Annotated in this window: 25 protein-coding genes, 4 tRNA genes and 1 riboswitch; of the genes, 21 read left to right on the top strand and 8 right to left on the bottom strand. The window is 41.9% G+C overall.

The window, feature by feature from the left end:
- Positions 1-16: 16 nt before the first annotated feature.
- The gene (ftsW, locus tag F4W09_RS13845; RefSeq protein ID WP_016168473.1) at positions 17-1213 is read left to right on the top strand and encodes a putative lipid II flippase FtsW; all 1197 of its coding nucleotides are present in this window, start codon (positions 17-19) and stop codon (positions 1211-1213) included.
- Between the two features lie 92 nt (positions 1214-1305).
- On the opposite strand, the gene gluQRS is transcribed toward ftsW, so the two are convergent.
- From gluQRS to F4W09_RS13875, 6 genes are all read right to left on the bottom strand, one after another.
- Complete coding sequence (gluQRS, locus tag F4W09_RS13850) at positions 1306-2226, bottom strand: tRNA glutamyl-Q(34) synthetase GluQRS (RefSeq protein ID WP_016168472.1); 921 nt, start codon at positions 2224-2226, stop codon at positions 1306-1308.
- A 2-nt stretch (positions 2227-2228) separates the two neighbouring features.
- Entirely contained in the window at positions 2229-2756 is a 528-nt protein-coding gene (gene dksA, locus F4W09_RS13855; protein WP_016168471.1) for an RNA polymerase-binding protein DksA, read from the bottom strand.
- Between the two features lie 211 nt (positions 2757-2967).
- A complete protein-coding gene (gene cpdA, locus F4W09_RS13860; protein WP_016168470.1) occupies positions 2968-3777 on the bottom strand; it encodes a 3',5'-cyclic-AMP phosphodiesterase in 810 nt (269 codons plus the stop codon).
- Positions 3778-3787: 10 nt separating this feature from the next.
- Positions 3788-4408 (bottom strand): NUDIX domain-containing protein, encoded by a 621-nt coding sequence (locus F4W09_RS13865; RefSeq protein ID WP_016168469.1) that lies wholly within the window; start codon positions 4406-4408, stop codon positions 3788-3790.
- Positions 4409-4483: 75 nt separating this feature from the next.
- Complete coding sequence (gene thiC / locus F4W09_RS13870; protein ID WP_016168468.1) at positions 4484-6379, bottom strand: phosphomethylpyrimidine synthase ThiC; 1896 nt, start codon at positions 6377-6379, stop codon at positions 4484-4486.
- A gap of 109 nt (positions 6380-6488) precedes the next feature.
- Positions 6489-6607, bottom strand: a riboswitch (TPP riboswitch).
- Positions 6608-6725: 118 nt separating this feature from the next.
- Entirely contained in the window at positions 6726-7784 is a 1059-nt protein-coding gene (locus tag F4W09_RS13875; RefSeq protein ID WP_016168467.1) for a hypothetical protein, read from the bottom strand.
- Positions 7785-8042: 258 nt separating this feature from the next.
- On the opposite strand from F4W09_RS13875, the gene abuO reads away from it, so the two are divergent.
- Together abuO and phoU are read left to right on the top strand one after the other, a co-directional pair.
- Positions 8043-9365: a multidrug efflux outer membrane protein AbuO gene (abuO, locus tag F4W09_RS13880; protein WP_016168466.1), complete on the top strand. Its 1323-nt coding sequence runs from the start codon at positions 8043-8045 to the stop codon at positions 9363-9365.
- A 108-nt stretch (positions 9366-9473) separates the two neighbouring features.
- The gene (phoU, locus tag F4W09_RS13885) at positions 9474-10196 is read left to right on the top strand and encodes a phosphate signaling complex protein PhoU (protein ID WP_016168465.1); all 723 of its coding nucleotides are present in this window, start codon (positions 9474-9476) and stop codon (positions 10194-10196) included.
- A gap of 429 nt (positions 10197-10625) precedes the next feature.
- Here phoU and F4W09_RS13890 read toward each other — a convergent pair whose 3' ends face one another.
- A complete protein-coding gene (locus F4W09_RS13890; protein WP_016168464.1) occupies positions 10626-10898 on the bottom strand; it encodes an oxidative damage protection protein in 273 nt (90 codons plus the stop codon).
- A gap of 11 nt (positions 10899-10909) precedes the next feature.
- Positions 10910-12340, bottom strand: coding sequence for an argininosuccinate lyase (gene argH / locus F4W09_RS13895; RefSeq protein WP_026441110.1), 1431 nt, complete (start codon positions 12338-12340; stop codon positions 10910-10912).
- On the opposite strand from argH, the gene F4W09_RS13900 reads away from it, so the two are divergent.
- The 18 genes from F4W09_RS13900 (at position 12331) to F4W09_RS13985 (ending at position 26649) form a co-directional block, all read left to right on the top strand.
- Complete coding sequence (locus F4W09_RS13900) at positions 12331-13452, top strand: sensor histidine kinase (RefSeq protein ID WP_016168462.1); 1122 nt, start codon at positions 12331-12333, stop codon at positions 13450-13452. The two genes, argH and F4W09_RS13900, sit on opposite strands and share 10 nt — an antisense overlap.
- A gap of 56 nt (positions 13453-13508) precedes the next feature.
- Entirely contained in the window at positions 13509-14246 is a 738-nt protein-coding gene (locus F4W09_RS13905) for a LytR/AlgR family response regulator transcription factor (RefSeq protein ID WP_016168461.1), read from the top strand.
- A gap of 105 nt (positions 14247-14351) precedes the next feature.
- Positions 14352-15269, top strand: coding sequence for a hydroxymethylbilane synthase (gene hemC, locus F4W09_RS13910; protein WP_026441111.1), 918 nt, complete (start codon positions 14352-14354; stop codon positions 15267-15269).
- Between the two features lie 3 nt (positions 15270-15272).
- On the top strand, positions 15273-16052 hold the full coding sequence (locus tag F4W09_RS13915) for a uroporphyrinogen-III synthase (protein WP_151505105.1): 780 nt from the start codon (positions 15273-15275) through the stop codon (positions 16050-16052).
- Positions 16049-16900, top strand: coding sequence for a hypothetical protein (locus F4W09_RS13920; protein WP_016168458.1), 852 nt, complete (start codon positions 16049-16051; stop codon positions 16898-16900). Before F4W09_RS13915 ends, F4W09_RS13920 begins: the two co-directional genes overlap by 4 nt.
- Before the next feature lies 1 nt (position 16901).
- Positions 16902-18095 (top strand): hypothetical protein, encoded by a 1194-nt coding sequence (locus F4W09_RS13925; RefSeq protein ID WP_016168457.1) that lies wholly within the window; start codon positions 16902-16904, stop codon positions 18093-18095.
- A gap of 8 nt (positions 18096-18103) precedes the next feature.
- A complete protein-coding gene (locus tag F4W09_RS13930; RefSeq protein WP_016168456.1) occupies positions 18104-18532 on the top strand; it encodes an acyl-CoA thioesterase in 429 nt (142 codons plus the stop codon).
- A gap of 150 nt (positions 18533-18682) precedes the next feature.
- A complete protein-coding gene (locus F4W09_RS13935) occupies positions 18683-19009 on the top strand; it encodes an H-NS histone family protein (RefSeq protein WP_016168455.1) in 327 nt (108 codons plus the stop codon).
- Positions 19010-19174: 165 nt separating this feature from the next.
- Entirely contained in the window at positions 19175-19918 is a 744-nt protein-coding gene (gspN, locus tag F4W09_RS13940) for a type II secretion system protein N (RefSeq protein ID WP_016168454.1), read from the top strand.
- Positions 19918-20745, top strand: coding sequence for a type II secretion system protein N (locus tag F4W09_RS13945; RefSeq protein WP_016168453.1), 828 nt, complete (start codon positions 19918-19920; stop codon positions 20743-20745). The genes gspN and F4W09_RS13945 overlap by 1 nt, the downstream gene beginning before the upstream one ends.
- A 42-nt stretch (positions 20746-20787) precedes the next feature.
- Positions 20788-23043 (top strand): type II secretion system secretin GspD, encoded by a 2256-nt coding sequence (gene gspD / locus F4W09_RS13950; RefSeq protein WP_016168452.1) that lies wholly within the window; start codon positions 20788-20790, stop codon positions 23041-23043.
- 71 nt (positions 23044-23114) lie between these two features.
- The gene (locus F4W09_RS13955; protein WP_016168451.1) at positions 23115-23786 is read left to right on the top strand and encodes an FHA domain-containing protein; all 672 of its coding nucleotides are present in this window, start codon (positions 23115-23117) and stop codon (positions 23784-23786) included.
- A gap of 70 nt (positions 23787-23856) precedes the next feature.
- Positions 23857-24528 carry a phosphoglycolate phosphatase gene (locus tag F4W09_RS13960; RefSeq protein WP_016168450.1) on the top strand — a complete coding sequence of 224 codons (672 nt, stop codon included), beginning with the start codon at positions 23857-23859 and terminating at the stop codon, positions 24526-24528.
- Between the two features lie 115 nt (positions 24529-24643).
- Positions 24644-26137, top strand: a complete 1494-nt coding sequence (gene trpE / locus F4W09_RS13965) for an anthranilate synthase component I (protein WP_016168449.1) — start codon at positions 24644-24646, stop codon at positions 26135-26137.
- A gap of 99 nt (positions 26138-26236) precedes the next feature.
- A tRNA-Thr gene (locus F4W09_RS13970) sits at positions 26237-26312 on the top strand.
- A gap of 54 nt (positions 26313-26366) precedes the next feature.
- Positions 26367-26450 (top strand) — tRNA-Tyr (locus tag F4W09_RS13975).
- A 36-nt stretch (positions 26451-26486) separates the two neighbouring features.
- A tRNA-Gly gene (locus F4W09_RS13980) sits at positions 26487-26562 on the top strand.
- Between the two features lie 12 nt (positions 26563-26574).
- Positions 26575-26649 (top strand) — tRNA-Thr (locus F4W09_RS13985).
- Positions 26650-26796: the final 147 nt, after the last annotated feature.

The raw sequence follows: 26796 nt of genomic DNA on the forward strand, positions 1-26796 counted from the left end.
ATAAGGAGAGAGTTGTATGGCAGGTTTAGCTCAGACAACGATCAATAAATTTCAACAATTTTATGACCGTGTCAGTCCGCGAATTCCAGCGGAATTTACGGCAAGAAATGTGCTGATTTTTTGTGTGATTGCTTTGCTGTGTTTAGGTTCTATCATGGTGGCTTCGGCTTCCATGCCTTATGCAGATCGAATGTTGGAGAATCCATTCCATTATGTTGTACGCCATGCTATTTCCATTGTAGTGGCTGGCATTGCCGCATTTTTGGCTTATCGGGTTTCGCTGAACGTATGGTTCAATAATACTTTTTCCTTGTGGCTCATCACCATTGCCTTGCTCGCTGCCGTCTTGGTGATCGGGACAGAGGTGAATGGTTCCACACGATGGATTCGTATAGCTGGCTTTACCTTGCAAGCCACGGAAGTTGCTAAGGTCATGATGGCCATCTTTACAGCCGATTATGTTGTGCGCCGTGCTGCGGAAGTCCGAAACAACGTTAAAGGTTTGGTACGGCTTGCTGCAATCATGATTTTAACGGTTGGTTTGATTATTGCTGAACCCGATTTAGGTGCAACAGTGGTGATTGTGTTGATGATGTTGGGTGTGTTCTTTTTAGCAGGCGCACCCGTAATTCAGTTTGGTATTGCGCTTGGTGCGATTCTAACTGCATTCTTTTTCCTGATTGTATTTGAGCCTTACCGTTTTGAGCGTCTGATGTCGTTCTCTAACCCTTGGAACGATCCTTTGGGGGCAGGTTATCAGTTGTCGAACGCATTGATGGCCTTTGGTCGTGGTGAGTGGGTCGGTGTAGGTCTGGGTCACAGTATCCAAAAAATGTCGTATTTACCTGAAGCACATACCGACTTTATGTTGGCAGTGTTAGGAGAGGAATTCGGCTTTTTAGGTATTACTGTGGTATTGCTTTTGTCTTTTGGGATGTTGGTCTGCTGTATTAAAATTGGTCATCGTGCGCTCCGCAATCAATACTTGCGCGCAGGTTATCTGGCTTATGGCATCAGCATTATTTTCTTGCTGCAAATTCTGGTCAATGCGGGTATGAATATGGGGATGTTACCGACCAAAGGTTTAACTTTGCCTTTTATTAGTTATGGTGGTTCATCTTTAATTATGTGTGCAGTGATGATCAGCTTAATTCTGAAAATTGATGCAACCACGCAAGACATTAACCCAAGTAAGGAAGAATCAAGCTTCTAAGCCTATTGGGTGTGTGTCTAATTCAGCAGCATATATTTTAATTTGAAAACCTCTTGTCTAATCAGATGAGAGGTTTTTTATTTTCTCTAGCATTAGAGATAGTGTCCTTCCAATTCGATACAGTGAGGAATGAGATCGGTATTCCACTGCGCCACAGCCTGTTGCAGCATGATTTCAGGTCGGTCTATATCTACTTCGGGTTGATGCAGAGCATGTAGCGCCTGTTGTAATAGTTCAGGTGCTTGCTTCGGGTCTAAGGCTTTTGCAAGGTTTTGTTTCGAAAGTTTTTGTCCCTGATCATTCATGGCGAGTGGTAAATGCATGTAACTCAGGGTAGGGTAGCCCAAAAGTTGCGCCAGCCAAATTTGACGTTCAGTATTATCCAGCAGGTCTGCACCACGTACTACATGGGTGATGCCTTGTAAATAATCATCTACAACAACAGCGAGTTGATAATTGATAATGCCGTCACGACGTTTGAGTACGAAGTCCCCCAAATCCTGTTTTAAATTGCAACAGTGTAGCCCTTGCAAGCGATCTTGAAAGCAAATACGTTGATCTTGCACCTTAACGCGAATGGCTTGATGTTCAAACGCCAGACCTAAATCACGACAAGTTCCTGCATAGATATGATTAGAGCCCAGCATTTTACGGGTACAGGCACAGGCATAGACTTGACCTATAGCATGTAACTGCTCAATGACTGTTTCATAAAGGGCTAGACGATCTTTCTGGAAGATAATCTCAGCATCGGGATAAAGTTGAAAGGCTTCTAGACATTGTAGAATATGCTGTTCACTGCCAGGATAAATACGCGGAATATCGGTATCTTCTACACGAACCAGCCATTGCCCTTGTTGTGCTTTGGCATCGCAATAACTCGCAACGGCGGTGAGTAAGGAGCCAAAATGCAAAGGGCCGGTTGGCGATGGCGCAAACCGACCCACATAAGCCATCCTATTGTCCCCTTCCTTCTGTAAGGCAAGGGTTAGGGGAGGATTATTGAATAACATGCTTAACCGTTATTTTGTTTCTCTTTGATTTCCGCCAAGGTTTTGCAATCAATACATAGAGTCGCAGTTGGACGTGCTTCTAAACGGCGTAAACCAATTTCGATACCACAAGTTTCACAGAAACCGTAATCATCATTTTTGATGGCTTCAATCGATTGTTCAATTTTACGAATCAACTTACGTTCACGGTCACGTGTTCTTAATTCAATTGCAAATTCTTCTTCTTGCGTTGCACGGTCATTTACGTCAGGCAATGCAGTATTTTCGTCTTGCATGGTGTTGAGGGTACGATCCACTTCAGACATGAGCTCTGCTTTCCATGCCAGTAAAATCTGACGGAAGTGCTCAAGCTGTCCTTCAGACATGTATTCTTCATTCTTTTTTGGCTGATAAGGTTCAATACCAAATAAGCTCGCAGTAGAACCACCTTCTGTTGCCTTCGGCTTTGCTTTACGTACGCGCTTGGTAGATTTGTCATCTACAACATCTGTATGTTCATCCAAGACTTGGGTTTGGTTATCATTCGCCATATAGGGCATTCCTCATCATATACGTACATCTATACGCAAAAAATATGGTGATATGCAAGTGTTTTTATCTACCGCCCATGCGGAGATTGTTCCACAGGGGTCGTCATCATATAGACTTTTTTCAGTTCTGGATAGTCTTTGATGTTTCGATTTAAGCTATCACCTTTTATTTAGCAGCCATAACATAATGGAAATAAAATGAAATGAAAAGTTAGTAGCCTGTAATTTCAATATTTATTTTTTTTTGTATGGGCTGTGTGCGATGCACTTGAGTTGTAAACTCACCATTGGCTTTTAATTGTACGACGCGATAGCCAGGTGCTTCATCATCCAGCGCAAAATCATCACTATGTGGTTTAAATTGTACGCAGGTTGATGGGGTAGATAGGAAATGTATGCCATGCCATTGATTTTCCGAGGCTTGATGCACATGGCCACACAATACCAATTTGACATTCGAGTGTTTAGCCAAAACATCGGTCAGATGCTCAGTGTTTTTCAGAATATGTTGATCAATCCAACGGGACTGCATTTCAAAAGGGTGGTGGTGGCAGGCAATTAAAATGGATTGCTCAGCATGTAGGTTAAGAATTTGATCCAGTTGTTTGAGTTGTTCGGTATTAATCCAGCCATCAATTTTGCCTTTGACGGCACTATTGAGCAGCACTAAACACCAATTTCCTATAGGAATGGCATGGACTTTATTTTGCTGGTCATGAAATGGAAAGAATTCCTCACTATCATGATTGCCAGGCACTTGGTAGTATTGAAAACCTGTGGTTTGCATAAAAGCGAGGTAGCGCTGATAGGTTTCAGACACAGGAACCTGCGCCAAATCACCCGTATGAATCAGCGCGTGGGCATGTGGATATTCATGTTGAATTTGCGCCATCACCCGATGAAAACTTTGCTCAGGATTCATATGCACAAATTCTAAATCATCCTGATTCATTAAATGTGTATCTGAAATTTGTATAATGGTCCAGCTTTGTGGCTGTTCATGTGGTTGTTTTAAAGTCATGTCCTTCCCCTTAGACATTCCTTATAGTTTTAATGTGTTGTTCTAGCCATTGCAATGCCATGATGACAGGCGCATTTCTGAGCCGACCATTGGTCAGTAGATTACGTATGTCGGCATAATCAAGAATATGCAATTGAATATTCTCGCCTTCGTCAGCAACTCCGAATATTCCGCCTTGTTCAGGGAGTACTGCTTCTGCACTATATAGATGAAAAAGCTCTGCACATGCTCCGGCAGAAGGATAAAAACTGAATAGATGCTGCAAATCTTGCAACTCACAACCTGACTCTTCTAGGCTTTCTCGGCGGATACAGCTTTCAGGTGACTCATCACCATCGAGTACGCCAGCAATGACTTCCAGTTGCCATGGCGAGTCTTGATCATCCATTGCGCCAATACGAAACTGTTCAATTAAAGCGAATTTTTGTTGATGGTCATTATAAATTAAAACCCCTGCCGCTTCGGGACGCTGAACTAATTCCCGATGAATAACAGAGGTATATTCGCTTTGCTGAAATAAACGATGTTTGAGGCTGACTTTTTCAACCTGAATAAAGCCACGAAATAAATATTCTCGAGAAAGAACGTCTACTTCGTCGCTGTTATACGTTGCTCGTTTAATAATATTCATAAAGCTCGGTCAGGATGAAAATGACTATTTCATCCTAACGGAGTTTTTTCTGAACACCAATATTTTTTTAGCTAATTACACTTTATGGTACAATTTTTGACCATGTTCGTGGTAGGCATTTTTCATTGCTTGTAGACCTGATTCTACTTCTGAATCGACTTCTTCTGATGCTGACGCATTTTTCTGATTTTGCGCATAATCTCGAACATTCTGAGTAATTTTCATGGAGCAGAATTTTGGTCCGCACATTGAGCAGAAATGGGCAGATTTATGTGCTTCTTTTGGCATGGTTTCGTCATGCATGCTACGTGCTGTGTCAGGGTCTAAGGCCAAGTTGAATTGATCTTCCCAGCGGAATTCAAAACGTGCTTTAGACAAAGCATTATCACGGGCTTGGGCACCAGGATGACCCTTAGCCAAATCCGCAGCATGTGCAGCAATCTTATACGTGATAATGCCGTCTTTAACATCTTTTTTGTTTGGTAGACCCAAATGTTCTTTTGGTGTCACATAACAAAGCATGGCTGTACCATACCAACCAATCATAGCCGCACCAATTGCAGAAGTAATATGGTCATAACCCGGTGCGATGTCAGTCGTGAGTGGTCCAAGCGTATAGAATGGCGCTTCTTTACATACTTCTAACTGCAAGTCCATGTTCTCTTTAATCATGTGCATTGGTACGTGACCTGGGCCTTCAATCATGACTTGAACATCATGCTCCCAAGCGCGGTGTGTCAGTTCACCTAAAGTTTTCAGTTCACTGAACTGTGCTTCGTCATTGGCATCTTGCACACAACCTGGACGTAAACCATCGCCTAAACTGAATGAAACATCATAGGCTTTCATGATTTCGCAGATTTCATCAAAATGCGTGTACAAGAAATTTTCTTGATGATGGGCTAGACACCACTGCGCCATGATTGAACCACCGCGCGACACAATACCCGTTAAACGATTGGCAGTCATTGGTACATAACGAAGCAATACACCTGCGTGAATCGTGAAGTAGTCAACGCCTTGTTCAGCTTGTTCAATCAGTGTGTCTTTGAAGATTTCCCAAGTGAGATCTTCAGCGACACCATCAACTTTTTCCAGTGCTTGATAAATTGGTACGGTGCCGATAGGAACGGGTGAGTTACGAATAATCCATTCACGTGTTTCATGAATATTTTTACCCGTTGATAAGTCCATGATGGTGTCAGCACCCCAACGGGTTGCCCATGTCATTTTTGCCACTTCTTCATGAATGCTAGAACCTAGTGCCGAGTTCCCAATATTGGCATTAATTTTCACCAAGAAATTACGGCCAATAATCATGGGTTCAATTTCAGGATGGTTAATATTGGCAGGAATAATGGCACGGCCCGCAGCAATTTCTTGACGGACAAACTCAGGGGTAATTTCACGTAAATTTTGTGCCCCGAAATTTTGACCTGCATGTTGACGCATATCCACGCCTTCACGTTGGCGTTGGTTTTCACGAATCGCAATATATTCCATTTCTGGGGTAATAATGCCTTGCTTGGCATAATGCATTTGCGTGACATTTTTACCCGCTTTAGCGCGACGTGGGTTTTGAATATGTGCAAAACGAATGTCAGCCGTGCGAATGTCTTTCAGGCGTTCTTGCCCAAATTTTGAAGTCAGACCTGTAAGGACTTCTGTGTCGTCACGTTCTTCAATCCAAGTTTGGCGTATCCAAGGTAAACCTTTGTTCAGATCAATCGAAACATTCGGGTCAGTATAAACCCCAGAGGTGTCATAGACACGTAAAGGCAGATTTTGTTCGCCACCTAAACCTGTTGGGGTATCAGTGAGGCTAATTTCACGGAAGGGTACACGAATATCAGGGCGTGAGCCTTCAATATAGACTTTGTTTGAAGCAGGTAAAATTCGAGTTAAATCTTTTGCATCTTGCTCATGTTGAGCTGAAACTTCAGCAGGGGAAAGATTCGTTAATTGGTTCATAGCATGATCCTTATGAATGACATCAACGAATCAAGCACGACCAAAACTTGGCTGGTCTTCTGGTTTAAATTCTAGTAATAAATTCACCAGATAGACGGAGGGCGGCAGTTTTTAGGGAGCGCTTGATTCCTACGCAGGTGTTAACCTGATCAGGTTCAACGGTACTTGTGCTCATGTTTAGAACTACACAATCTCAGCGAGGGATTACTCGCGCTCCGTCAAGCTAGGACAAATGGTAGCATGCAATCTGGGAAATGCCCATGCATATTTCATGACATTCGTCAGCGAAGAAAAAGGACTTATTGTTGCTGTGGGTTGTATGAAAAAGAATGAAAAATAGCGCAGATTATTTTGCTGATGGAAGACAAATCGCATCACTGAAACAGTCACGAGGCGAACGTGTATTCAGCTCAGGTAGACCTAAAAATTGATCTAATTGTTTTAAAGTCAGTAGATTACTTTGCCCAGATTGTTTTTGCTGAGGACTGAGTTGTACAGGAATTTGGGTGTTACGTTGTTGTTCTGATAATTCTAAGAATTGCAAAAAACGTCGTGCTTGCCACGCCAGATGGGAATGTTGCAATTTTGCCAGTTTTTCAATCTCAAAGAGACTGCTACTGTTAATGGCATTTTGATCGTTATAACTTTCTGAGACTGGAGAGTTATTCATGCCTTTAAATAAGAAATGCGTATACATTTCTAAGAGATACTCTGCGTCATGTCGATAGCTACTGCGTGGATATTGCTGTAAATAATTTTCCCAGAATAAGGCACGTGCCACAATGACTTGCGGGTCAATGGTCAAGGCACCATCCAGAAACGGGGCTTGCATGTTTTGCTGTGCCAATTCAGTAATAAAGACTTTTTCAGCTTCAGGCATGTAGGGTGCAAACACAATCGCGAGATACTGTGGGCTACGGCGGTAAGCGAGCATTCCTTCGCCTTGGTCGATCAGTTCAATATAGGCCTGTCCCTGATGCTTAATCAGATATTGGTCACGCAGGGAAAATTGTTCAAAATGACTTTGTTGAATGGTGGGATGCTGCGCCATGTCAAACGCATATTGCTCAAAAGCCAATTGTTGCTGTGGGGTGCGTTCTACTTGTAAAAAATTATCGTACATGATGCCAGAAAGTTTTAGTAAATCTTTCTGTTCAGCCAGTTTTACGAGCGGAAGACAGACTTTGAGATCTTGATTAATTTCTTCAAGGGCAAAGGTGGTTCGTTGGTTATTAATTTCCAACATATTCTTTTTTAGGTTTTTGCACATTTCAGTTAAATCAACTGTAATTTCTTGTTGTTGCTGTTTGGGAGGTTGTTCCTGAGCAACTTGAGATTCTGGTTGCTGGCAAGCACTCAGCAAGATGCCACACAACAAGACAAAACAGGGTTTTAATGAAAGCATAAACTTGAATTTCAACAGCCGTTAAGAATGTAAACCTAAAAGATAAGCAAGAGCAGGGAGTAAGGCTTTATTTTAAGCTGAAATCTTGCAGTAGGTTTGTACTATTGTGAGGGAGTTTGGTTACTAAACTTGAGCTGTTTTAGTAGGTGATTGTGGTTAAAACCCGTGCAAAATTACACTGATCACGTTAATTTAGCAGAGTTTGTAGGGCCTTATGACGTTACATACAATATGAAACGGTTTGAATCAGGGATAAGAATGAAGAAACTTTGGTTGCTCGGTTTGTCTTTAAGTTTTCACATGGCTGAAGCACATGCTTTGGATTTGGTACAAGCCTATGCGAGGGCCCAACAGACCGATCCAAATTGGCAAGCAAATAAGCTGCAATACGAAGCAGATCAACTCAATTTAGGTATTGCTAAAGGGAACTTATTGCCAACGATCACGGTTTCAGCCAGTAGCACCCGAAAATCACAGCAGAATTCAGATGCATCACAATCTTCCTTAGAGATTCCTTCAGCTACCACGACTCATCAGGTTGCAGTCACTGCCCGACAGCCCTTGTTTCGTTGGGATGCGTGGGAAGGTTTTAAACAGGTAGAGACTTCAGTCAACCTAAGTGAAGTGACCTTAAAATTACAGCAACAGCAGCATATTTTAACGGTGGCAGAAAGTTATTTTGATGTGTTGCGTCAGCAAAGTTTAACGCAAGCTTATTTACAGGAAGAACAAGCCCTTTTGCAGCAATTGAATATGATGAATGCCAAGTTACGAGAAGGTTTGGTGGCTAAAAGTGATGTCAGTGAAGCACAAGCGCAGTATCAGAATGCACGAGCAAACCGCATTGCAACCCAAGTGCAATTGTTATTGGCACAAGAACAACTACAGCAGTTGATTGGTCCTTATCGGGATAAGCTTGCGGTCATTCGGGATGATTTTGTCTATCAAAAGCCTCAACCCGCCCAATTGACAGCATGGGAAGATTTGGCCCGCAACCATAATTTAGAAATACAGCAAGCACGCTTACAACAACGCTATGCCGAAGATCAAAAACGGGTGGAGAAAGCTGCGCTCTATCCGCAGCTCGAAGCTGTCGGGACCTATGGTTATAATCAACAGCAGCCTTCAAGTGTGCTATCAAATGATGGTCAATTTGACCAGATTGGCATTGAAATGAATTGGAATGCTTTTACGGGTGGACGAACACAGCGTTCTATTCAAAAAGCAGCGGTGAATGTGCGTAAATCTGAAGCACAACTCGATGCTACCATTCGTAAAGCGCAAACCGAGGTGAAGAAAGCGTTTTATCAGGTGGAAACTGATCAAGCCAAACTCGAAGCCCGTCAGGCTGCCATGCAATCTTCCCAAGTGGTGTCAGAGGCTTCTCAGGCACAATATCAGGAAGGTTTAAAAACCATGGTCGACGTGTTGCTGGCACAGCGCAATGCATTTTCAACCAAGCAAGATTATGTAAATGCCAAATATGACTATGTTTTGAATGTGTTGCGTTTAAAAGCAGCCGTTGGTCAATTGAATGAACAAGAGTTACAGCAAATGAATGTTTGGTTGGTCGAAAAATAAAGTGAAATACTGGTATTGATTTTCTGTTGTCATCAAATATTCATAATAGGTATGCTTTAATATTGAGCGAAAGCGTTTGTCTTTAACCGCTGTTGTGGAGTGTTGATTTTGAGTCCAAGTAACCCTGTTTTAAACCATCATATTTCTTCGCAATTTAATGAAGATTTACAGGCTGTAAATACCAAATTTATGACCATGGGTGGTTTGGTTGAACAACAAGTGGCGAATGCAATCCACGCTTTACTCGATACTGATGCCAACTTAGCCATTGATGTGCAATATCAGGACAATACTGTCAATCGTTATGAGCGTGAAATTGATGAAGCGCTCACGTTAATTTTAGCGCGTCGTCATCCTGCAGCGATTGATTTACGTATGGTGATTGCCATGAGTAAAGCCAATACCGATTTAGAACGTATTGGTGATGAAGCTGCTAAAATTGCTCGCATTGCACAAAGTCTTTGTGAAGAAGGTGGTTCCCCGCGTGGTTACATGGAAACCCGTCATATCGGCAATCAAGTCCGTGTCATGATTCATGATGCTTTGGATGCCTTTGCACGTTTAGATGTGGATCAGGCGCTACGAGTTATGTTGGCAGATGCGGATATTGACCGTGAATACCAGTCGGCAACCCGTACTTTAATGACTTATATGATTGAAGATCCACGTCATATTTCTCGTGTCATTAATGTGATGTGGGTTTTGCGTTCATTGGAGCGTATAGGTGATCATGCCCGCAATATTTCCGAACAAGTCATCTATATGGTAAAAGGTTTGGATGTTCGACATACCAGCGTGGCTGAAATTGAAGAAAAAGTTCAAGAGCGTTAAGAATTACTTCATATTAGAACAATTCAAATGATTTGATTAAATGTTGTTAAAGACTTATGTAGAACCTACATAAGTCTTTTTTATTGTATTGAGAGTGACCGAAGTTGTAGAGCAAGTTAAAAAAAATCCCAGATTTTGGGGGAAATCTGGGAATAAAATAAATAGGGGGATATTATTTTAGTATTCAGAGATGTCTCCATCTCCTTAATTGTCATTATAGTGAGGTGCTGCACATGACTCATGTAGGATATTGTGTGCAAATGTAGCCTTATTTATGGATATGTAGCTTTTTATATATCCAGCCTTGAAATTGAATTCACTACCCCAATGCTTGCCTTAAGCCAGATTTAGCTGAATAAAATTCAAAAACATACATAAAAAAAGACCAGCCTGTTTGACTGGTCTTTTCATTTTTAGCATTCAAAAAACTTAAGCTTCTGGTTTCCAACCTTCGGCAGTTTCAATGCTGCTGTCATTGCTAAAGAACTTCTCACGTTGCTCTTCTAAAAATTTTTTTGATTCAGGTTCAAACACATTTAAACGCTTTTCATTGATCAGTGTAGTTTGGTGTTTTAACCATTCTTGCCAAGCTTGCTTAGAAATGTTGTTGAAGAACTCTTCGCCTTTGGCACCAGGGAATGGAGCAAAGTCTAAGCCTTCCATCTCTTTTTGATATTTACGGCAGAAAACTTGTCGAGACATGGTGAAACCCCTTAAGCGTAAAGTTTTTCTAAACGAACATAGGCACGTGCAATAGCCGCTTCGACTTGTGCAGGTGCAGTACCACCAATGTGGTTACGTGCATTTACAGATGCTTCTAAAGTGAGTGCTTTTTCAAAAACATCGGCTTGAATCAAGTCAGAGAACTGTTGAAGTTGCTCAAGTGTTAGTTCAGATAAATCTTTTCCTTCTTGAACCCCGAGTGCAACGGCTTTACCAACAATTTCGTGTGCATCACGGAATGCCACACCATTCTTCACAAGGTAATCTGCCAAGTCAGTCGCGGTTGAGAAACCACGAAGTGCTGCTTCGCGCATAATTTCAATGTTTGGAACCAACGCAGGAATCATGTCGGCAAATGCCATAAGCGAACCACGTACAGTATCAATCGCGTCAAATAAAGGTTCTTTATCTTCTTGATTGTCCTTGTTGTATGCCAAGGGTTGACCTTTCATGAGGGTTAGTAAACTCATTAAGTCACCATAAACACGACCTGTTTTACCACGAACCAATTCAGGCACATCTGGGTTTTTCTTCTGCGGCATAATGGACGAGCCTGTACAGAAGCGGTCAGGAATATTGACGAATTTAAACTGTGCAGATGTCCATAGAATGAGTTCTTCAGACATACGAGATAGGTGCATCATAATCAGTGATGCTGCGGCATTGAATTCAATGCCGAAATCACGATCCGATACTGCATCGAGTGAGTTTTCAGAAACAGCTTCAAAACCAAGAAGCTCAGCTGTATAAGCACGGTCGATTGGGTAAGTTGTCCCTGCAAGGGCAGCAGAACCCAACGGCATACGATTCACACGTTTACGACAGTCAATTAAACGTTCAGAGTCACGCACCAGCATTTCAAACCATGCCAATAAGTGGTGACCAAAGGTTACAGGTTGAGCTGTTTGTAGGTGAGTAAAGCCCGGCATAATTGTGCCAGTATTCTTTGCTGCTAACGATAAAATGCCTTTTTGCAGTTTCGCCAAGAGTTCTAAAATGGCATCAATTTCATCACGTACATAGAGACGAATGTCCGTTGCGACTTGGTCATTACGGCTACGACCCGTATGTAATTTTTTACCTGCAATGCCGATACGTTGAGTCAAACGCGACTCAATGTTCATATGCACATCTTCTAAGTCGATACGCCATTCGAAATTACCTGCTTCAATTTCAGCCTGAATGGTGCGGAGACCTTCGGTAATAGCATCACGTTCAGATTCGGTTAGTACGCCAACTTTTGCTAACATAGTTGCATGGGCAATTGAGCCTGCAATATCTTGTTTATAAAAGCGTTGGTCAAATTGCACAGATGCGGTAAATTCTGCAACAAAAGCGTCAGTCGCTTCAGTAAAACGACCGCCCCACATGCCAGAAGTCTGGGCTTGTGACGGATTAGAGGAATTAGAAGATGTGGTCATGTCGGCTCAGTAAAATAAAAAATCGGCAAATTAAACAGAGTATAGCAAATTCAAAAGCAGTTGCCGAAGCCCCAGCATCCTATTCTTATTTTTTTAGTACTGTGGGACGGTGGCAAAATTTAGTCGAGTTGTGTATTGCGGGCAATATTTTAGCCATTTTGTTGGCTTTGGCAGAAGCACATTCATGGCAAGCCCTGAGTGGAACACAAGTGCTGTTGTTTATGCTGTATATCAATTGGGTCTTGTTGTGTTTTACGGCAATTGTTGAGCGCCTACAGCCACGCCTAGAACATTGGGGGTTGGTTTCGATGCTGCTGTTGGGCTTTGTGATCTTACAAAGCATCATTTTTTTTACCAGCTTGATTCTCAATATTTTTGTCTTTTTTGGGCAAAACTTTAGCTTTAAAGGTTTAGATCTTACGACTGCCTTGCAGGGTGTGGTATTGCATTTAAGTTATGGTGGTCTACTGGGGGCATTTTGTTTTCGATATCTCTATATCCGAGAACAATGGATGCGGCAGCAACACAGTGAACTGAATGCACGTATTCAGGCGATGCAAGCCCGAATTCATCCACATTTTTTATTCAATAGTTTAAATAGTGCCATCAGTTTAATTGTTGTTGATCCTGATAAAGCTGAACAAATGCTATTAGATTTATCGCGTTTATTTCGTGCCAGTTTCCAAGAGTTAAAGTTGGTGAAATTGCAAGATGAAATTGAATTGTGCCAACGTTATTTGGCGATTGAGCAGATTCGCCTAGGAAATCGGTTACAGGTTGAATGGAAATTTGTGCATCCTGAATTATTTTCACAGGCGCAAATTCCGTTGCTCACTTTGCAACCTTTACTAGAAAATAGTATTTTTCATGGGGTTGAGAAAAATTTATCAACCAGTATAGTGAGCGTATTGGTCGAAATTACACAACATCAAGTCAATATCGTCATTACAAACCCGTACACACAGGATAAAATAAATTTACGACAAGGACACGGTATTGCCATTGATAATGTAAAACAGCGTCTCATGGCGTATTATGGGCGCGCAGTCATCTTCCGAACTTTTGCTGGAGATGGGATGTATACCACTGTGGTGCAATACCCGTATAAATAAAACAGTGGCGGTTAACTTATAAAAATAATCCACGTTAACTGAACGAAGGAGGAATAATGGACATCCTGATTTGTGATGATGAGCCTCTTGCAGTAGAGCGTTTATCCAGATTGGTCACGCAAATGGGGCATCAGGTTATTGCAACGGCGGCTTATGGTCAGCAAGCAATTGAAATGGTGCAATTTTATCAACCCGATGTGGTGCTTTTAGATATACAAATGCCAGAAATGGATGGTTTAACCTGCGCGCAATATTTGCGTCAGTTGGAACCATCCCCAGCTATCGTATTTTGTACGGCTTACGACCAGCATGCCTTGGATGCGTTTAAATCGCATGCCGAGGGCTACTTGCTAAAACCGATTATGCAACAGGAATTGCAACAGGTTTTAGACCAACTGACCAAACTCACGCAAGCGCAAATGAGTAACTTAAAACAAAAAGAAGATATGGATAATCAAACACAACGTCATCAAATTGCTGCGAAGACCTATCGTGGGGTAGAACTGGTCCCTGTAGAAAATATTTATTATTTTTTAGCGGATCAAAAATATGTCACGGTACGTCATAAAAATGGCAGTGTACTCATTGATGAAACTTTAAAGGACTTAGAATTAGAATTTGGTGAGCGGTTTATTCGTATTCATCGCAATGCTTTGGTTTCAGTGGATTATCTTGAAGGGTTAGAGGTGATTAACTCTGGGCAATATCAAGTGCGTTGCCGTGAACTGGATGAACGTTTATCTGTGAGCCGACGACATTTACCCAATTTACGCGAGCGAATTCAGAAACTTTGAAGTCAAATGTATGATTTCATGTGGTGCGGTGTGAATTCTACTTGCATTTTAAAGTCAGCCAGTTAAGTTTAGAATAACTGACCTTATTCAATGTATTTAAAATTTATGAAAACTTTGAAGATCGCAACACGCCAAAGTCCCCTCGCTTTATGGCAGGCAGAATTTATTCGTTCCTGTCTGGAAGAACGCAATGCTGATTTAAAGGTGGAGTTGGTTACGTTTGTCACTCAAGGAGATAAAATTTTAGATACACCGTTGGCGAAAATTGGCGGTAAAGGTTTGTTTGTCAAAGAGCTGGAAGCTGCGTTGTTGGATGGTCGAGCTGATCTGGCTGTACATTCTATGAAGGATGTCCCTATGGCACTTCCAGAGGGTTTAAGCTTAGCGGTGATTTGTGAGCGTGAAGATCCATTTGATGCTTTTGTTTCAAACCACTATGCAAATTTTAACGATTTGCCACAGGGTGCTAAAGTGGGAACATCAAGCTTGCGTCGTAAATGCCAAATTCTGAAGCAACGCCCAGATCTTGAAATTATTGATTTACGCGGTAACGTCGGAACCCGCCTGTCAAAATTAGATGCAGGTTTATATGATGCCATTATTCTAGCGAGTGCAGGACTTAAGCGTTTAGGACTTTCAGAGCGTATTCGTCATACCTTACCAGCCAGTGTTAGTTTGCCAGCAGTTGGACAAGGGGCATTGGGGCTGGAATGCCGTGAAAATGATCAGCAGGTTTTAGATTTAATCCAACCTTTGTTGCATATGGAAACTTCGGCTTGTGTTCGTGCTGAACGTGCCTTTAATGCTTATTTGGAAGGTGGTTGTCAGGTGCCGATAGCAGGTTATGCCACTTTACATGCAGATGAGTTACACATTGAAGGACGTGTAGGCAGTGTCGATGGAGCAACTTTATTGGTCGCTGAATTGCGTGGACCAGTGGTGCAAGCAGAACAGCTAGGTGAAGCGTTGGCACAACAACTACTCGAATTAGGTGCAGGAGAGCTGCTCCAAGCCTTGCATTAATTCATGTTATTTATTAATACCCGCCCGAATACTCGTGCGAGCGAACTTAGTTTAAACATTCAACAAGCTGGTTTTCCAGTTTTGGATCTTCCATTGTTGGTGTTGGAGCCGTGTGCATGGTCATCTGAGTTGCAGGATTTGTATCAGCAGTTGCCGCGGGCGACCTGTATTGTGGTGGTCAGTCCTTCGGCTGTTGAATTTGGAATGCAGGGCTTAAAGCAAAGTGGTGTGTCGCTACAAGCCTTGAGCAAGGTGCATTGGGTTGCGGTAGGTGAAAAAACCGCACAAGCATTGGCTCAATATGGCATATCTAGCTATGTGCCTAAGGTTGAAACATCAGAGGGGATGTTGCAGATTCCCTTGTTGCAAGACCTGACCTCTTCCGCTTGTGTGGCTTTTTGGCGTGGTCAGGGTGGACGCCAATTTATGATGGAGACTTTGCAGCAGCAGGGGATCTCTGTTTTAAATTTTATTTTGTACCAACGACATTGCCCAGTACAGACGATTCAAAATTTTGATCAAGTTGTCGTACAGTTGCAACAACATCAGCACTATAGTGTGCTGATTAGCAGTGAAGCCAGTTGGCTAAACTGGTTGGAATTGATGCGAGCCCATAAGGGGTTGCTTACACGAGGACATTTTATGGTATTGGGTGAGCGGCTTTATCAATTGCTGTTAAATACACAGCGACAACAGCGTTTATCATTTCATCTCTATCAATTACCTGATTTAAATACAGCAACAATATTGCAATGCCTTCGAGCGATGCCGAGAAATGCATGAAAAAGTTTTTAATTGTTTTAATTTTGGTCTGTGTGGCATGGATTGCCAAATTAAGTTATGACATTTTTCAGTTCAATCAAAAGCAAGTTGCAATGCAGGATACGTTACAACGGCTTGAAGCCAATAGTGCCAATTTGAATGATCAAATTGTTGCTTTGCAGCGTCAAACCTCAACAGCATCTGAGCCAAGCACATCGAATGTGGCAGCTACGGGCACAAGTGTGCAGGCAACGACTACCCCAGTACAGATTAACCCTATGGTCTTGATCCGTCAGCAACTTGACTTAGTCGATTTTGCTTTGCAGCAACAGCAATACCATTTTGCTTTGGAAAAGTTAGCACAACTGAATATCAATATTGAGCAATATGCTTTGGCACCGAGTTTGAAACAAAGCTTGCATCAGGCGATGGGTAAAGATCAACAATTGATACAGCAAACTGTACAAGCGCGTACCGAGCAGCAGCAACAAATTCAACAACTATTACAACAAGTAGATGTGGTATTAACACAAGAAATTAAACAGGCTCAAAGGAAACCTGTCCGAGCAGAAGATCGTCCTTTCTGGCAGCGTTGGTTTGAGTTGCAGCCTGCTAAGCAACCTGCTACACAACTGATGCAGCGTGCAATCATTTTGAAAGAAGTACAGTTGCGTCTATTGGTTGCTCGAGAAGCATTGAATCATGGTCAGTATGTCGAATATCAAAAGGATTTGGCCGAGATTATGCAGATATTATCGACTTTGCCTGATGCACAAGCACAAAAACTGCGTAAGCAAGTGGAGAAGATTAAAGGATTTAGTATTATTCCGATGCCTGTTTTAAATACCCGTACATTGCTAGGGTCTTAATATGAAACAGATTCTTTTAGCCTATGCTTTTATATGCCTGCTTGTGATTGCTGTGATTAGTGTGTTGAGTTACGGTTTTGGTGCAGGCTATGTTTATGTGTATTGGCGTGAATGGCAGTTACAGAGTAATGTCTGGTTCATATTCGTTCTTTTGGCAGTGCTGGGCTTTATTTTTCAGTTAGTTTGGTTGTTACTGAAACGCTATTTTACGCGTGCACAACGAAAACAAATCGAAATCTACGACTTCAAGACCTTGCATCCTTATGAGCAGTTGGCTGTCATTTGGTTATTGGACGCGGGTCGGGAGCAACAACAATTTATTCAAAATGCATTTGCTCAGTCTGGGTTATTACGTGGTGTAATTGACTCAAGACTGTATTTGATGCAACAGGAATATCCACAAGCGTTATCTGTTTTAAATCATAGCCATGCTATGGCATTTGAATTGGCAGAAATTCAACGTATTCAGGTTTATCTGGCGCAGCAAGATGGTGAGCAAGCCCTGACGCATCTTGAGTTTTTAACTCAGCATGAATTATCACCTTGGCTAAAGGATGTACAAGTCGCCTATGAGCAACGTTTAACCGAACTGTGGGGTGAGTTTGCTGTGCAATTTCCTTGGTTATATTTGCGTTCTATGCAATATGGACATTTAGATGAAGCCACCAAGCAGGCATGGTTAGAGCAACTTTTGCAACAGTTTGATCATGCTAGTGCTGAAAATCTACAAGATTTGCAACAACGTTATCTAGATTTATCGACTGAAATTGAAACTCGCAGCTATCACATCAAAATGTTGTGGTTAAAACTATTGTCACGTTTACCTGATTTAAGTCAGCAACATGAAAATTTGGCCTTACATTTACTTGATCAACAGTTTAATGCGGAAGTATTTCATTTGTGGTTTCAGCAACAATTGTTGAAACAGGTTCCAAATTATAGTGATGTAGAGCAACATATTCAGGATTGGGAGGTGAAATATCCATCTTTACCTGTTTTGACTTTTGCTAAATGGCATGTCTACGAAGCGACTGATCGGTTAAATAAAGCAGATGCATTATTAACTTTATATCCAGATAATGTGCTCATGAGTTATTTAAGGGTTAAAGCAACGCTGAAAAATCGTGAAGATTTGATTCAGCAGTTAAATTTGATCTTTGAAAATAATGCGAATTTTATGAAAATCAAGATTTAAGGGAATATATGTCATTATTTAATGAATATCCAATTGTACATGAGCAAAATGTAGCATGGGGAGATATGGATGCTTTTGGACATGTAAATAATGTCATGTATTATCGATATATTGAAAGCGCACGTATTCAATATTTTGATGCGTTAAATATATTTGAGCAAAGTGTATTGACGGTTGTTGCATCAAATCAGTGCAAATATTTACGACCTGTATTTTATCCCGATCAATTAAAAGTAGCTGTTCGTGTTGATGAATTACGTAATAGTGCAATACGTATGAGTTACCTATTATTCAGTACTGCACAAAATGCGGTGGTTGCAATGGCAGAGGCGGTGATAGTTTGTGTTGATAAAGACAATATGCAAAAAACTGCAATCCCTGATGATATTCGTGAGAAGATTCTCAAAATGGAACGAGATGTTGGACATTTAATTTAATTTTTGATCATTATTTTAATGTTGGATTATTAAAACATATATTAACTGTTCGAATCTTGTAGCAATTTTAAATATAAGTGTTGAATAATCGAGTTAATAAAAATATGATAATCCTGTGTAAGAAATTAAATCGTATTTAATGGAGTTAATATGATGCCAGACATTAGTAATTTATCTGTAGAAGAGTTAAAGCGTTTACAAGTAGAAGCGGAAGCCTTAATCGTTTCTAAAAAAGATCAGGCAATTGAAGATGCATATACTCAGATTATGGATATTGCTGATAAAGTGGGTTTGAGTATTGAGCAAATCTTAGAGTTTGGCGCAACTAAACGTAAGAAAACGACTCGTAAATCTGTAGAACCACGTTATCGCAATAAATCAGATGCATCAGAAACTTGGACAGGCCGTGGTAAACAACCTCGCTGGCTAGTGGCTGAATTGGAAAAAGGTGCAAAACTTGAAGATTTTCTTATCTAATCTTCATTAGATTGTCATCCAATCTGATTAAATTATTTAAACCAAGCAAAACTGCTTGGTTTTTTTATAGTGATGAATTGGCGATGTGAAAAAAGTGTGCATAATGGGTGGCAAAGATAAAATATATATCCAAGGAAGAAAAATAGTGATGTTGGTTGTGTTGGGATGACGAAAAAGAATAAGCACCTTGCATGGTGGATTTTTGCGTTAAGTACATTTTTATTTTTTGTAGTGCTGCAAATTCCAGCAGCATGGCTTATTTCTAAATTTTATAAAAATAACCAAGTTTTACAGAATGTCAGTGGCAATATCTGGCAAGGGCAGGCGGACTGGCATCAGGGAGCTTTAAAAGGCTCATTGAATTGGAAGGTACGTCCCTTAGATTTATTGTTGCTTCGTTTAGGTGCTGAGGTAGATATCCATAGTGGGCGGACCCAATTACAAGGTACCGTGGGCTATGGTTTGGGGCAGCGTTGGACTGTTAAAGCATTATCTGGGGAAATTGCCCCAGAAACATTAAAGCGGGTTGCTGATTGGCAATGGCCAAGTAATCCGATTCAAGTCCAAGATTTACAGTTTAAATATCAAAAAGAACAAGGTTTTCAACAAGCAGAAGGTACTGTGCAGTGGTTAGGTGGTGAACTGATATATCGCTTTGCACAACGTCAAGAGCAAATGAGTATCCCTTCCTTAAAAGGGAGTTTAAGTGATCGAGATCAAGTATTGATGATTGATGTGCGGGATCAGCGCGACCAGAAAATGATTAATCTGCTTTTGGATAAAAACCTGATGCTTGATGTACAGATTACTCAGCGTATGTTGATGAATGTGCCTTCGTATCAAGGTAAAGCGGGTTTAGATACTTATGTCGTCAGCTCTCGTCAGCCCCTGTTACGAGGTGGTATGTAATGAGATTGGTCAAAGATAAGTTACAGCATTTGAACGGCGCTCAGTTCAACCGTTTTTCACCGTGGCTGTTGGCTGTATTAGTGGCCTATTTAAGTTGGAAATTGGCCAGTATATTTTGGTTGTGGGTTGCTCCGCCAATGCCTATGCAATTAGAACGTGTAGAGTTAGGTTCACAGCAACCTCAAGTTCCCAATATATCGGCATTTTCTTTATTTCAGGAAAATAATGCGTCGAGTGGTGCGAATCTCGCCAATTTTGTTTTGCAAGGGGTAGTGGTGTCCTATCCGAGTCAATATTCCTCAGCAGTGATTAAAGTTAATGAAGTCGCTGACCGTTATAAGGTTGGAGAAACATTGGCAGGTACAGCTTATCAATTGGCCGAGGTGTATTGGGATCATGTGGTGTTGCGAGACTCTACGGGACAAAGCCAGCAAGTTGCATTTAATCGAATTGCCAATGGTCTAAATCAACCGATGGTTCCACCTGCGGATGCGGCTTCATTACCAACAGGGAATATATCGCAATCGACTCAAAATGCTTTGGGGCAGGCAGTACAACAAATGCATCAAAATCGTGACCAGTTTTTGGCCGATATGGGGGTTGGTGCTGCGACAGGTGAAGGGTATGAAGTCACCAGTAAAACACCTTCAGCTTTACGGAATACACTTGGATTACAACCTGGAGACCGAATTTTGTCCTTAAATGGTCAAGGTGTGGGGCAGGGACAAAATGATGCACAATTACTTGAACAAGCCAAACAAGCAGGCCAAGTCAAACTTGAAATAAAACGTGGTGATCAGGTGATGACCATACAACAAAATTTTTAAATGATGAGAAATCGCCCGTAGGGTTAGGAAACACAGAAGTATATGGCTTTATTTCATAATAATCGTCCAGTTTGGGCTTTGCTCGCAAGTGCACCTCTGATTGCTGCCGTGAGTAGCAGTGCCTATGCGCAAACATGGAAAATCAACTTACGTGATGCGGACTTAACGGCGTTTATTAATGAAGTGGCCGATATTACAGGGAAAAATTTTGCAGTTGATCCGCGCGTACGTGGCAATGTGACGGTTATTTCCAATAAGCCGCTCAATAAAAGTGAAGTTTACGATTTATTTTTAGGCGTGCTCAATGTGAATGGTGTGGTGGCGATTCCTTCGGGCAATACCGTGAAAATCGTTCCAGACAGCAATGTAAAAAGTTCAGGCATTCCCTATGATGCTAAAAATCGTGCTACAGGTGATCAAATTGTTACGCGCGTGATTTGGCTGGAAAATACCAATGCCAATGATCTAATTCCAGCCTTACGCCCACTCATGCCGCAGTTTGCAAATTTGTCGGCAGTACCTGGGGCTAATGCGCTGATTGTGTCAGATCGTGCTAGTAATATTTATCAACTGGAAACCATCATTCGTAATTTAGATGGTACTGATCAGCACGATATTGAGGCAATTACGTTGCAATCTAGTCAAGCCGAAGAAATGATTGGCTTATTAGATTCTATGACGGCGACTGGGGCAGCCAAAGATTTAAAAGGCGCGCGAGTGCGAGTGATTGCGGACAATCGTACCAATCGCATTTTAATTAAAGGCGATACGGCAACACGTAAACGGTTGCGTCAATTGATTGAAATGTTGGATGTGCCTGCGGCAGACCGTCTGGGTGGTTTGAAGGTCTTCCGTTTAAAGTATGCCAGTGCAAAAAACTTGGCCGAAATTTTACAAGGCCTGGTCACAGGGCAGGCAGTTTCAGGGGCTGATGGTCGCGCGAACAGTACATCCAATGCCAACAATAATATGATGGGAAGTGCGAATACGACGACAAGCAATGGCTCATCCTCAAGTATTTCGACACCAGCTATTAATTTAGGGGGCAGTTCTACTGGGAATAATCAGAACAATATCACCAGTTTTAATGCCAACGGGATTAGTATCATTGCCGATAGTTCACAAAATGCATTGGTGGTCAAAGCAGATCCACAACTGATGCGAGAAATTGAGTCTGCGATTCAGCAACTTGATATTCGCCGCGAACAAGTGTTAATCGAGGCTGCAATTATTGAAGTTGAAGGCTCTGATGCAGATCAATTGGGTGTGCAATGGGCTTTGGGTGATATTAGCAGTGGTGTCGGTTTAATCAGTTTTGATAACGTAGGTTCAAGCCTAGCCAGCCTCGCTGCGGGTTATTTGAGTGGCGGGGCTTCAGGTCTGGGGCAGGCCTTGACGGGTGCGGGTAGCTCAGTGGTGTTGGGTGATTATAAAGAGGGCAGTGATGGTTCACGTCGACTTTATGGTGCATTGATTCAGGCACTCAAAGAAAACACCAAATCTAATTTGCTTTCAACACCTTCGATTGTCACGATGGACAATGAAGAGGCCTACATTGTGGTAGGTGAAAACGTTCCTTTTGTCACAGGATCAGTGAGTACCAACAATGGCACAGTAAATCCTTATACCACCATTGAACGCAAAGATGTCGGTGTGACGCTAAAGGTGATTCCGCACATTGGTGAAAATGGTACGGTTCGCTTGGAGGTTGAGCAGGAAGTTTCTGGGGTTAAAAATAGTAAAGGCCAGGCGTCAGATCTGGTCACCAGTAAACGTGCCATTAAAACAGCCATTTTGGCAGAGCATGGACAAACTGTAGTTCTCGGTGGCTTAATTTCAGATAACTCTATTTATAGTCGTCAATCGGTTCCGGGTCTGGGGGCAATTCCTGGTGTTGGGCGCTTATTTAGATCGGATGCAAAGTCGAATCAGAAGCGCAATTTATTGGTCTTTATTCATCCAACGATTGTGGGTGGTGGCGATGATGTTCGTCGTTTATCTCAACAGCGTTATAGTCAGTTATATAGTTTGCAATTGGCGCTCGATAAAGATGGCGGTTTTGCTAAATTACCTGAGCAGGTGGATGATGTCTACATGCAGCGGTTGCCTGTGCAACCTGGTGCGCCACGGACTAGCCCTTATCAAGCTGTACCTTCTGCGGCGCAGCCATCCAATGCTGCGGTTGTGACTACGCCTGTAGCGATTGAGCCACCAATCAGCAGTACACCATTTCCAAAATCAGAAGTGGAAAAAACCAAAAATACAGTAACCACCATTCGTGTGCGTCCAGCTTCGTAATGCCAAAGTAGCCAAATTGAAATCTATAAGTTGCATGGTATGATGAAGCAAAATCATAAAGAGATAATGTGATGACTTGGAAGATACAGGCAATTACAGGCGAATTTACGGGGCAAGAGATCAGTGTTGACCGTGATATGTTGGTTGGGCGCCATCAAGATGCAGATGTATTGTTGCAATCTGCAGAAGTGTCACGTAAACACGCAGCGCTGTTGTTAAAAGAGCAAGCGTTATGGGTGCAAGATTTAAATTCATCGAATGGCACTTTTGTGAACGACTTGAAAATTGTAGATGAAAGCCAACTGAAGGATGGCGATATTGTTCAGTTTGCAAGCTTTAAATTTACAGTCTTTGCTCCAGCTCCTTTGGCAAATACAGTTGAGGAAGATGTAGTTGAAGTTCAACAGCCTGCTGAAGCCGTTGCTCCGTCTGAAACAGAAGCAGAGAAATCGGCAGCGCATCATATGAATGAACAGGGGATGCCAAGCCTGACTGAGCGTGATAGCAGTGTTCAGTTAAGTCGTGATGGGATGCCACAGAATGTATCTGTTCCCAAGCCCGCGCCAATTCCTGAAGGTGTAGATGTATCTAAAGCTACGCCAAACCCAGCCCCGATTCCAGTTGAGCAACCTGTTTCTCGTGTTGAAGAAGAACGAACTCAACAGAAGAATGCTTCACTGGGTTTAATCACCATTATAGTCTTGGTTATTTTGTCTATCTTTGCTTGGGTGATGTTTAAATAATCTGGGAGTTGCCTAGAATAAGGGCATGCTCTGGCATGCCTTTTTTATATCTGAATAATGCGAGTTGCTTATGAATATTGCACAATTAGATCGCCGTGAATTAATGCTGTTTGATTTGGATGGAACTTTGGTCGATTCAGCGACTGATTTATATCGTGCCATGAATATGAGTCTTAATGTCTTGCAACTCCCTTTGGTGACTGAACAGCAAGTACGTGTTTGGGTGGGCAAGGGAACATCTATCTTTTGTCATAGTACCTTGCAATATCTTACAGGTGAGGTTGACCCTGCGCAGCACAAACAACTGCTCGATACTTTTTTAGAAATATACAATGCGGAACCTTGTATTGAAACCCGACCATTTCATGGCATTCTTGAGTTTCTAGAATGGGGTTTGCAGCACAACAAGAAAATGGTGTGTGTCACCAATAAGCCTGAACAGCCTGCTCGCTTAATTGTTGAAGCCTTGGATATGTCTAAATACTTTATTGATGTGATTGGAGGTGACCGTTTCGAAGAACGCAAACCACATCCGCGTCAGTTACTGCACTGTGTTGAGGAATATCAGATTGAAAAATCCCAGACCTTAATGTTTGGTGATTCGAGTAATGATGTGGAGGCAGCACGACGTGCGGGTATTGATTGTATTGTCGTTAGCTATGGTTATAATCATGGTGAAGACATACAGGATTGCCAACCACAGCAAGTGGTTGATGATTTAAGAGAATTAATCAAAACATAATTTGCAGATAAGGAATCATGACACATGAGTCGTTGTAAAGCTTTTCGATGGCGTCGCTCAGTCTGATGTAACGAAAAATTGAATTGACCCCAATCGAAAATTTAGAGAGAACCTCATGACGACTCAAGTGCAATACGAGCAATTAAAAGCCCAAGGCTATAACCTGATTCCTGTTTATCGACAACGTCTGGCAGATACAGAAACGCCACTTTCAGTTTTTGCACGATTAAAAGACCATCAACAAGCCTATTTATTTGAATCGGTAGAAGGTGGTGAAAATTGGGCGCGCTATTCCATCATTGGTTTGGGTGAATCTACCGTATTTTCTTGTAATGCAGGTAAGCTCACCATTCAGCATGTAGATGGCACGTATGAACAGAAAGATTGTGCCGATCCTTTTGAATATATTCGAACCTTTTTGGCGCAGTTTAAAGTTCCGACACAAGCAGATTTACCAGACTTGCCTAGCTTTACTGGCGGATTGGTGGGTTATTTTGGTTATGATGCTGTGCGTTATATTGAACCACGTTTAAATAATGTGCCAGAAGCAGATCCAGTCGGGTTGCCCGATATCTGGATGATGTTATCTAAGACAGTGATTGTATTTGACAATTTAAAAGATACTTTATTCTTGATTGTGCACGCCGATGTCAATGATGCAGAGGCGTATTTTAACGCACAGCTCCAGTTAGATGCTTTGGAGCAATTGCTTGCTACTCCTGTGAGTCTGCAAGCGAAAAAACACAGTGCACCGCATTTTGAGTCACTCACGGGCAAGCAGAAATTCCTAGAGTCAATTGAAACGGTTAAAGAATATATCCGTGCAGGGGATGTGATGCAGGTGGTTCCTGGGCATCGTATGGTTTCTGATTTTGATGGAGAAGCGTTACAGGTTTATCGTGCCTTACGTCATTTAAATCCATCGCCGTATTTATTCTTGGTACAAGGTCAAACTTTGCAAGATCAAAAGCCATTTCATATTGTGGGATCATCTCCAGAAATCTTGTCGCGTTTAGAAAATGGCATTGCTACGGTGCGCCCTTTGGCGGGCACACGTCCTCGTGGTAAAACTAAAGAAGAAGATTTGGCCTTAGAAAAAGATTTACTTTCAGATGAAAAAGAAATTGCTGAGCATTTAATGTTGATTGATTTAGGACGCAATGATGTGGGGCGCGTTTCTAAAATTGGTAAAGTGCAAGTGACTGATCAAATGGTGATCGAACGTTATTCGCATGTGATGCATATCGTCTCCAATGTGCAAGGCGAAGTTCGTGATGATGTAGATGCTTTGGATGTTTTTAAAGCAACTTTTCCAGCAGGTACTTTATCTGGAGCCCCAAAAATCCGCGCTATGGAAATTATTGATGAGGTAGAGCCTGTAAAACGTGGTGTTTTTGGTGGTGCTGTTGGTTATTTAGGCTGGCATGGCGAAATGGACATGTCGATTGCGATTCGAACCTGTGTTATTCGTGAAAATAAGGTCTTTGTTCAGGCTGGTGCGGGTCTCGTTGTGGACTCAAATCCTGAATCTGAGTGGAATGAAACCCAAATAAAAGCTCGCGCAGTGATCAAAGCGGTTGAATTATCATCAAATGGATTGATTTTATGAGTTTTTAGCGTTTTTTTTGAAAAAAACACTTGCATGGATTTCAAGTTTTGCTAAACTGCACACCGTTCCGATACGAAACGTACGAAACACTAAGAAAGAGCCGGCATAGCTCAGTTGGTAGAGCAACTGACTTGTAATCAGTAGGTCCACAGTTCGAATCCGTGTGCCGGCACCATCTTAAAGGTGTGTAGTAGTGAAGTAAAGAACAACACTGAAATAAGTGTGAAATGGTGAGATTCCCGAGCGGTCAAAGGGGGCGGACTGTAACTCCGCTACGAAAGTTTCGAAGGTTCGAATCCTTCTCTCACCACCATTAACTTCGATTGAAGTGGTTAATTACCAACATTAAGCGGGAGTAGCTCAGTTGGTAGAGCGGTAGCCTTCCAAGCTACATGTCGCGAGTTCGACCCTCGTCTCCCGCTCCATCGAAGATGATTGCTCTTATAGCTCAGTGGTAGAGCACTCCCTTGGTAAGGGAGAGGTCTCGAGTTCAAATCTCGATAAGAGCTCCAGATACAGTTTAGTAGATGTTCTACAAAGATTTTAAAAAGCAGGCTTATTAGTCTGCTTTTCAAGTATTGGGTGTCTGCTTTTTTAGGCGATATGTCGATGCTGAGCTTTTCTCAGAATTGTGTTCGACGTAAACGAGGAATATAAAC

It is taken from the genome of Acinetobacter tandoii (assembly GCF_008867985.1).
GTDB classification, from domain to species: domain Bacteria; phylum Pseudomonadota; class Gammaproteobacteria; order Pseudomonadales; family Moraxellaceae; genus Acinetobacter; species Acinetobacter tandoii.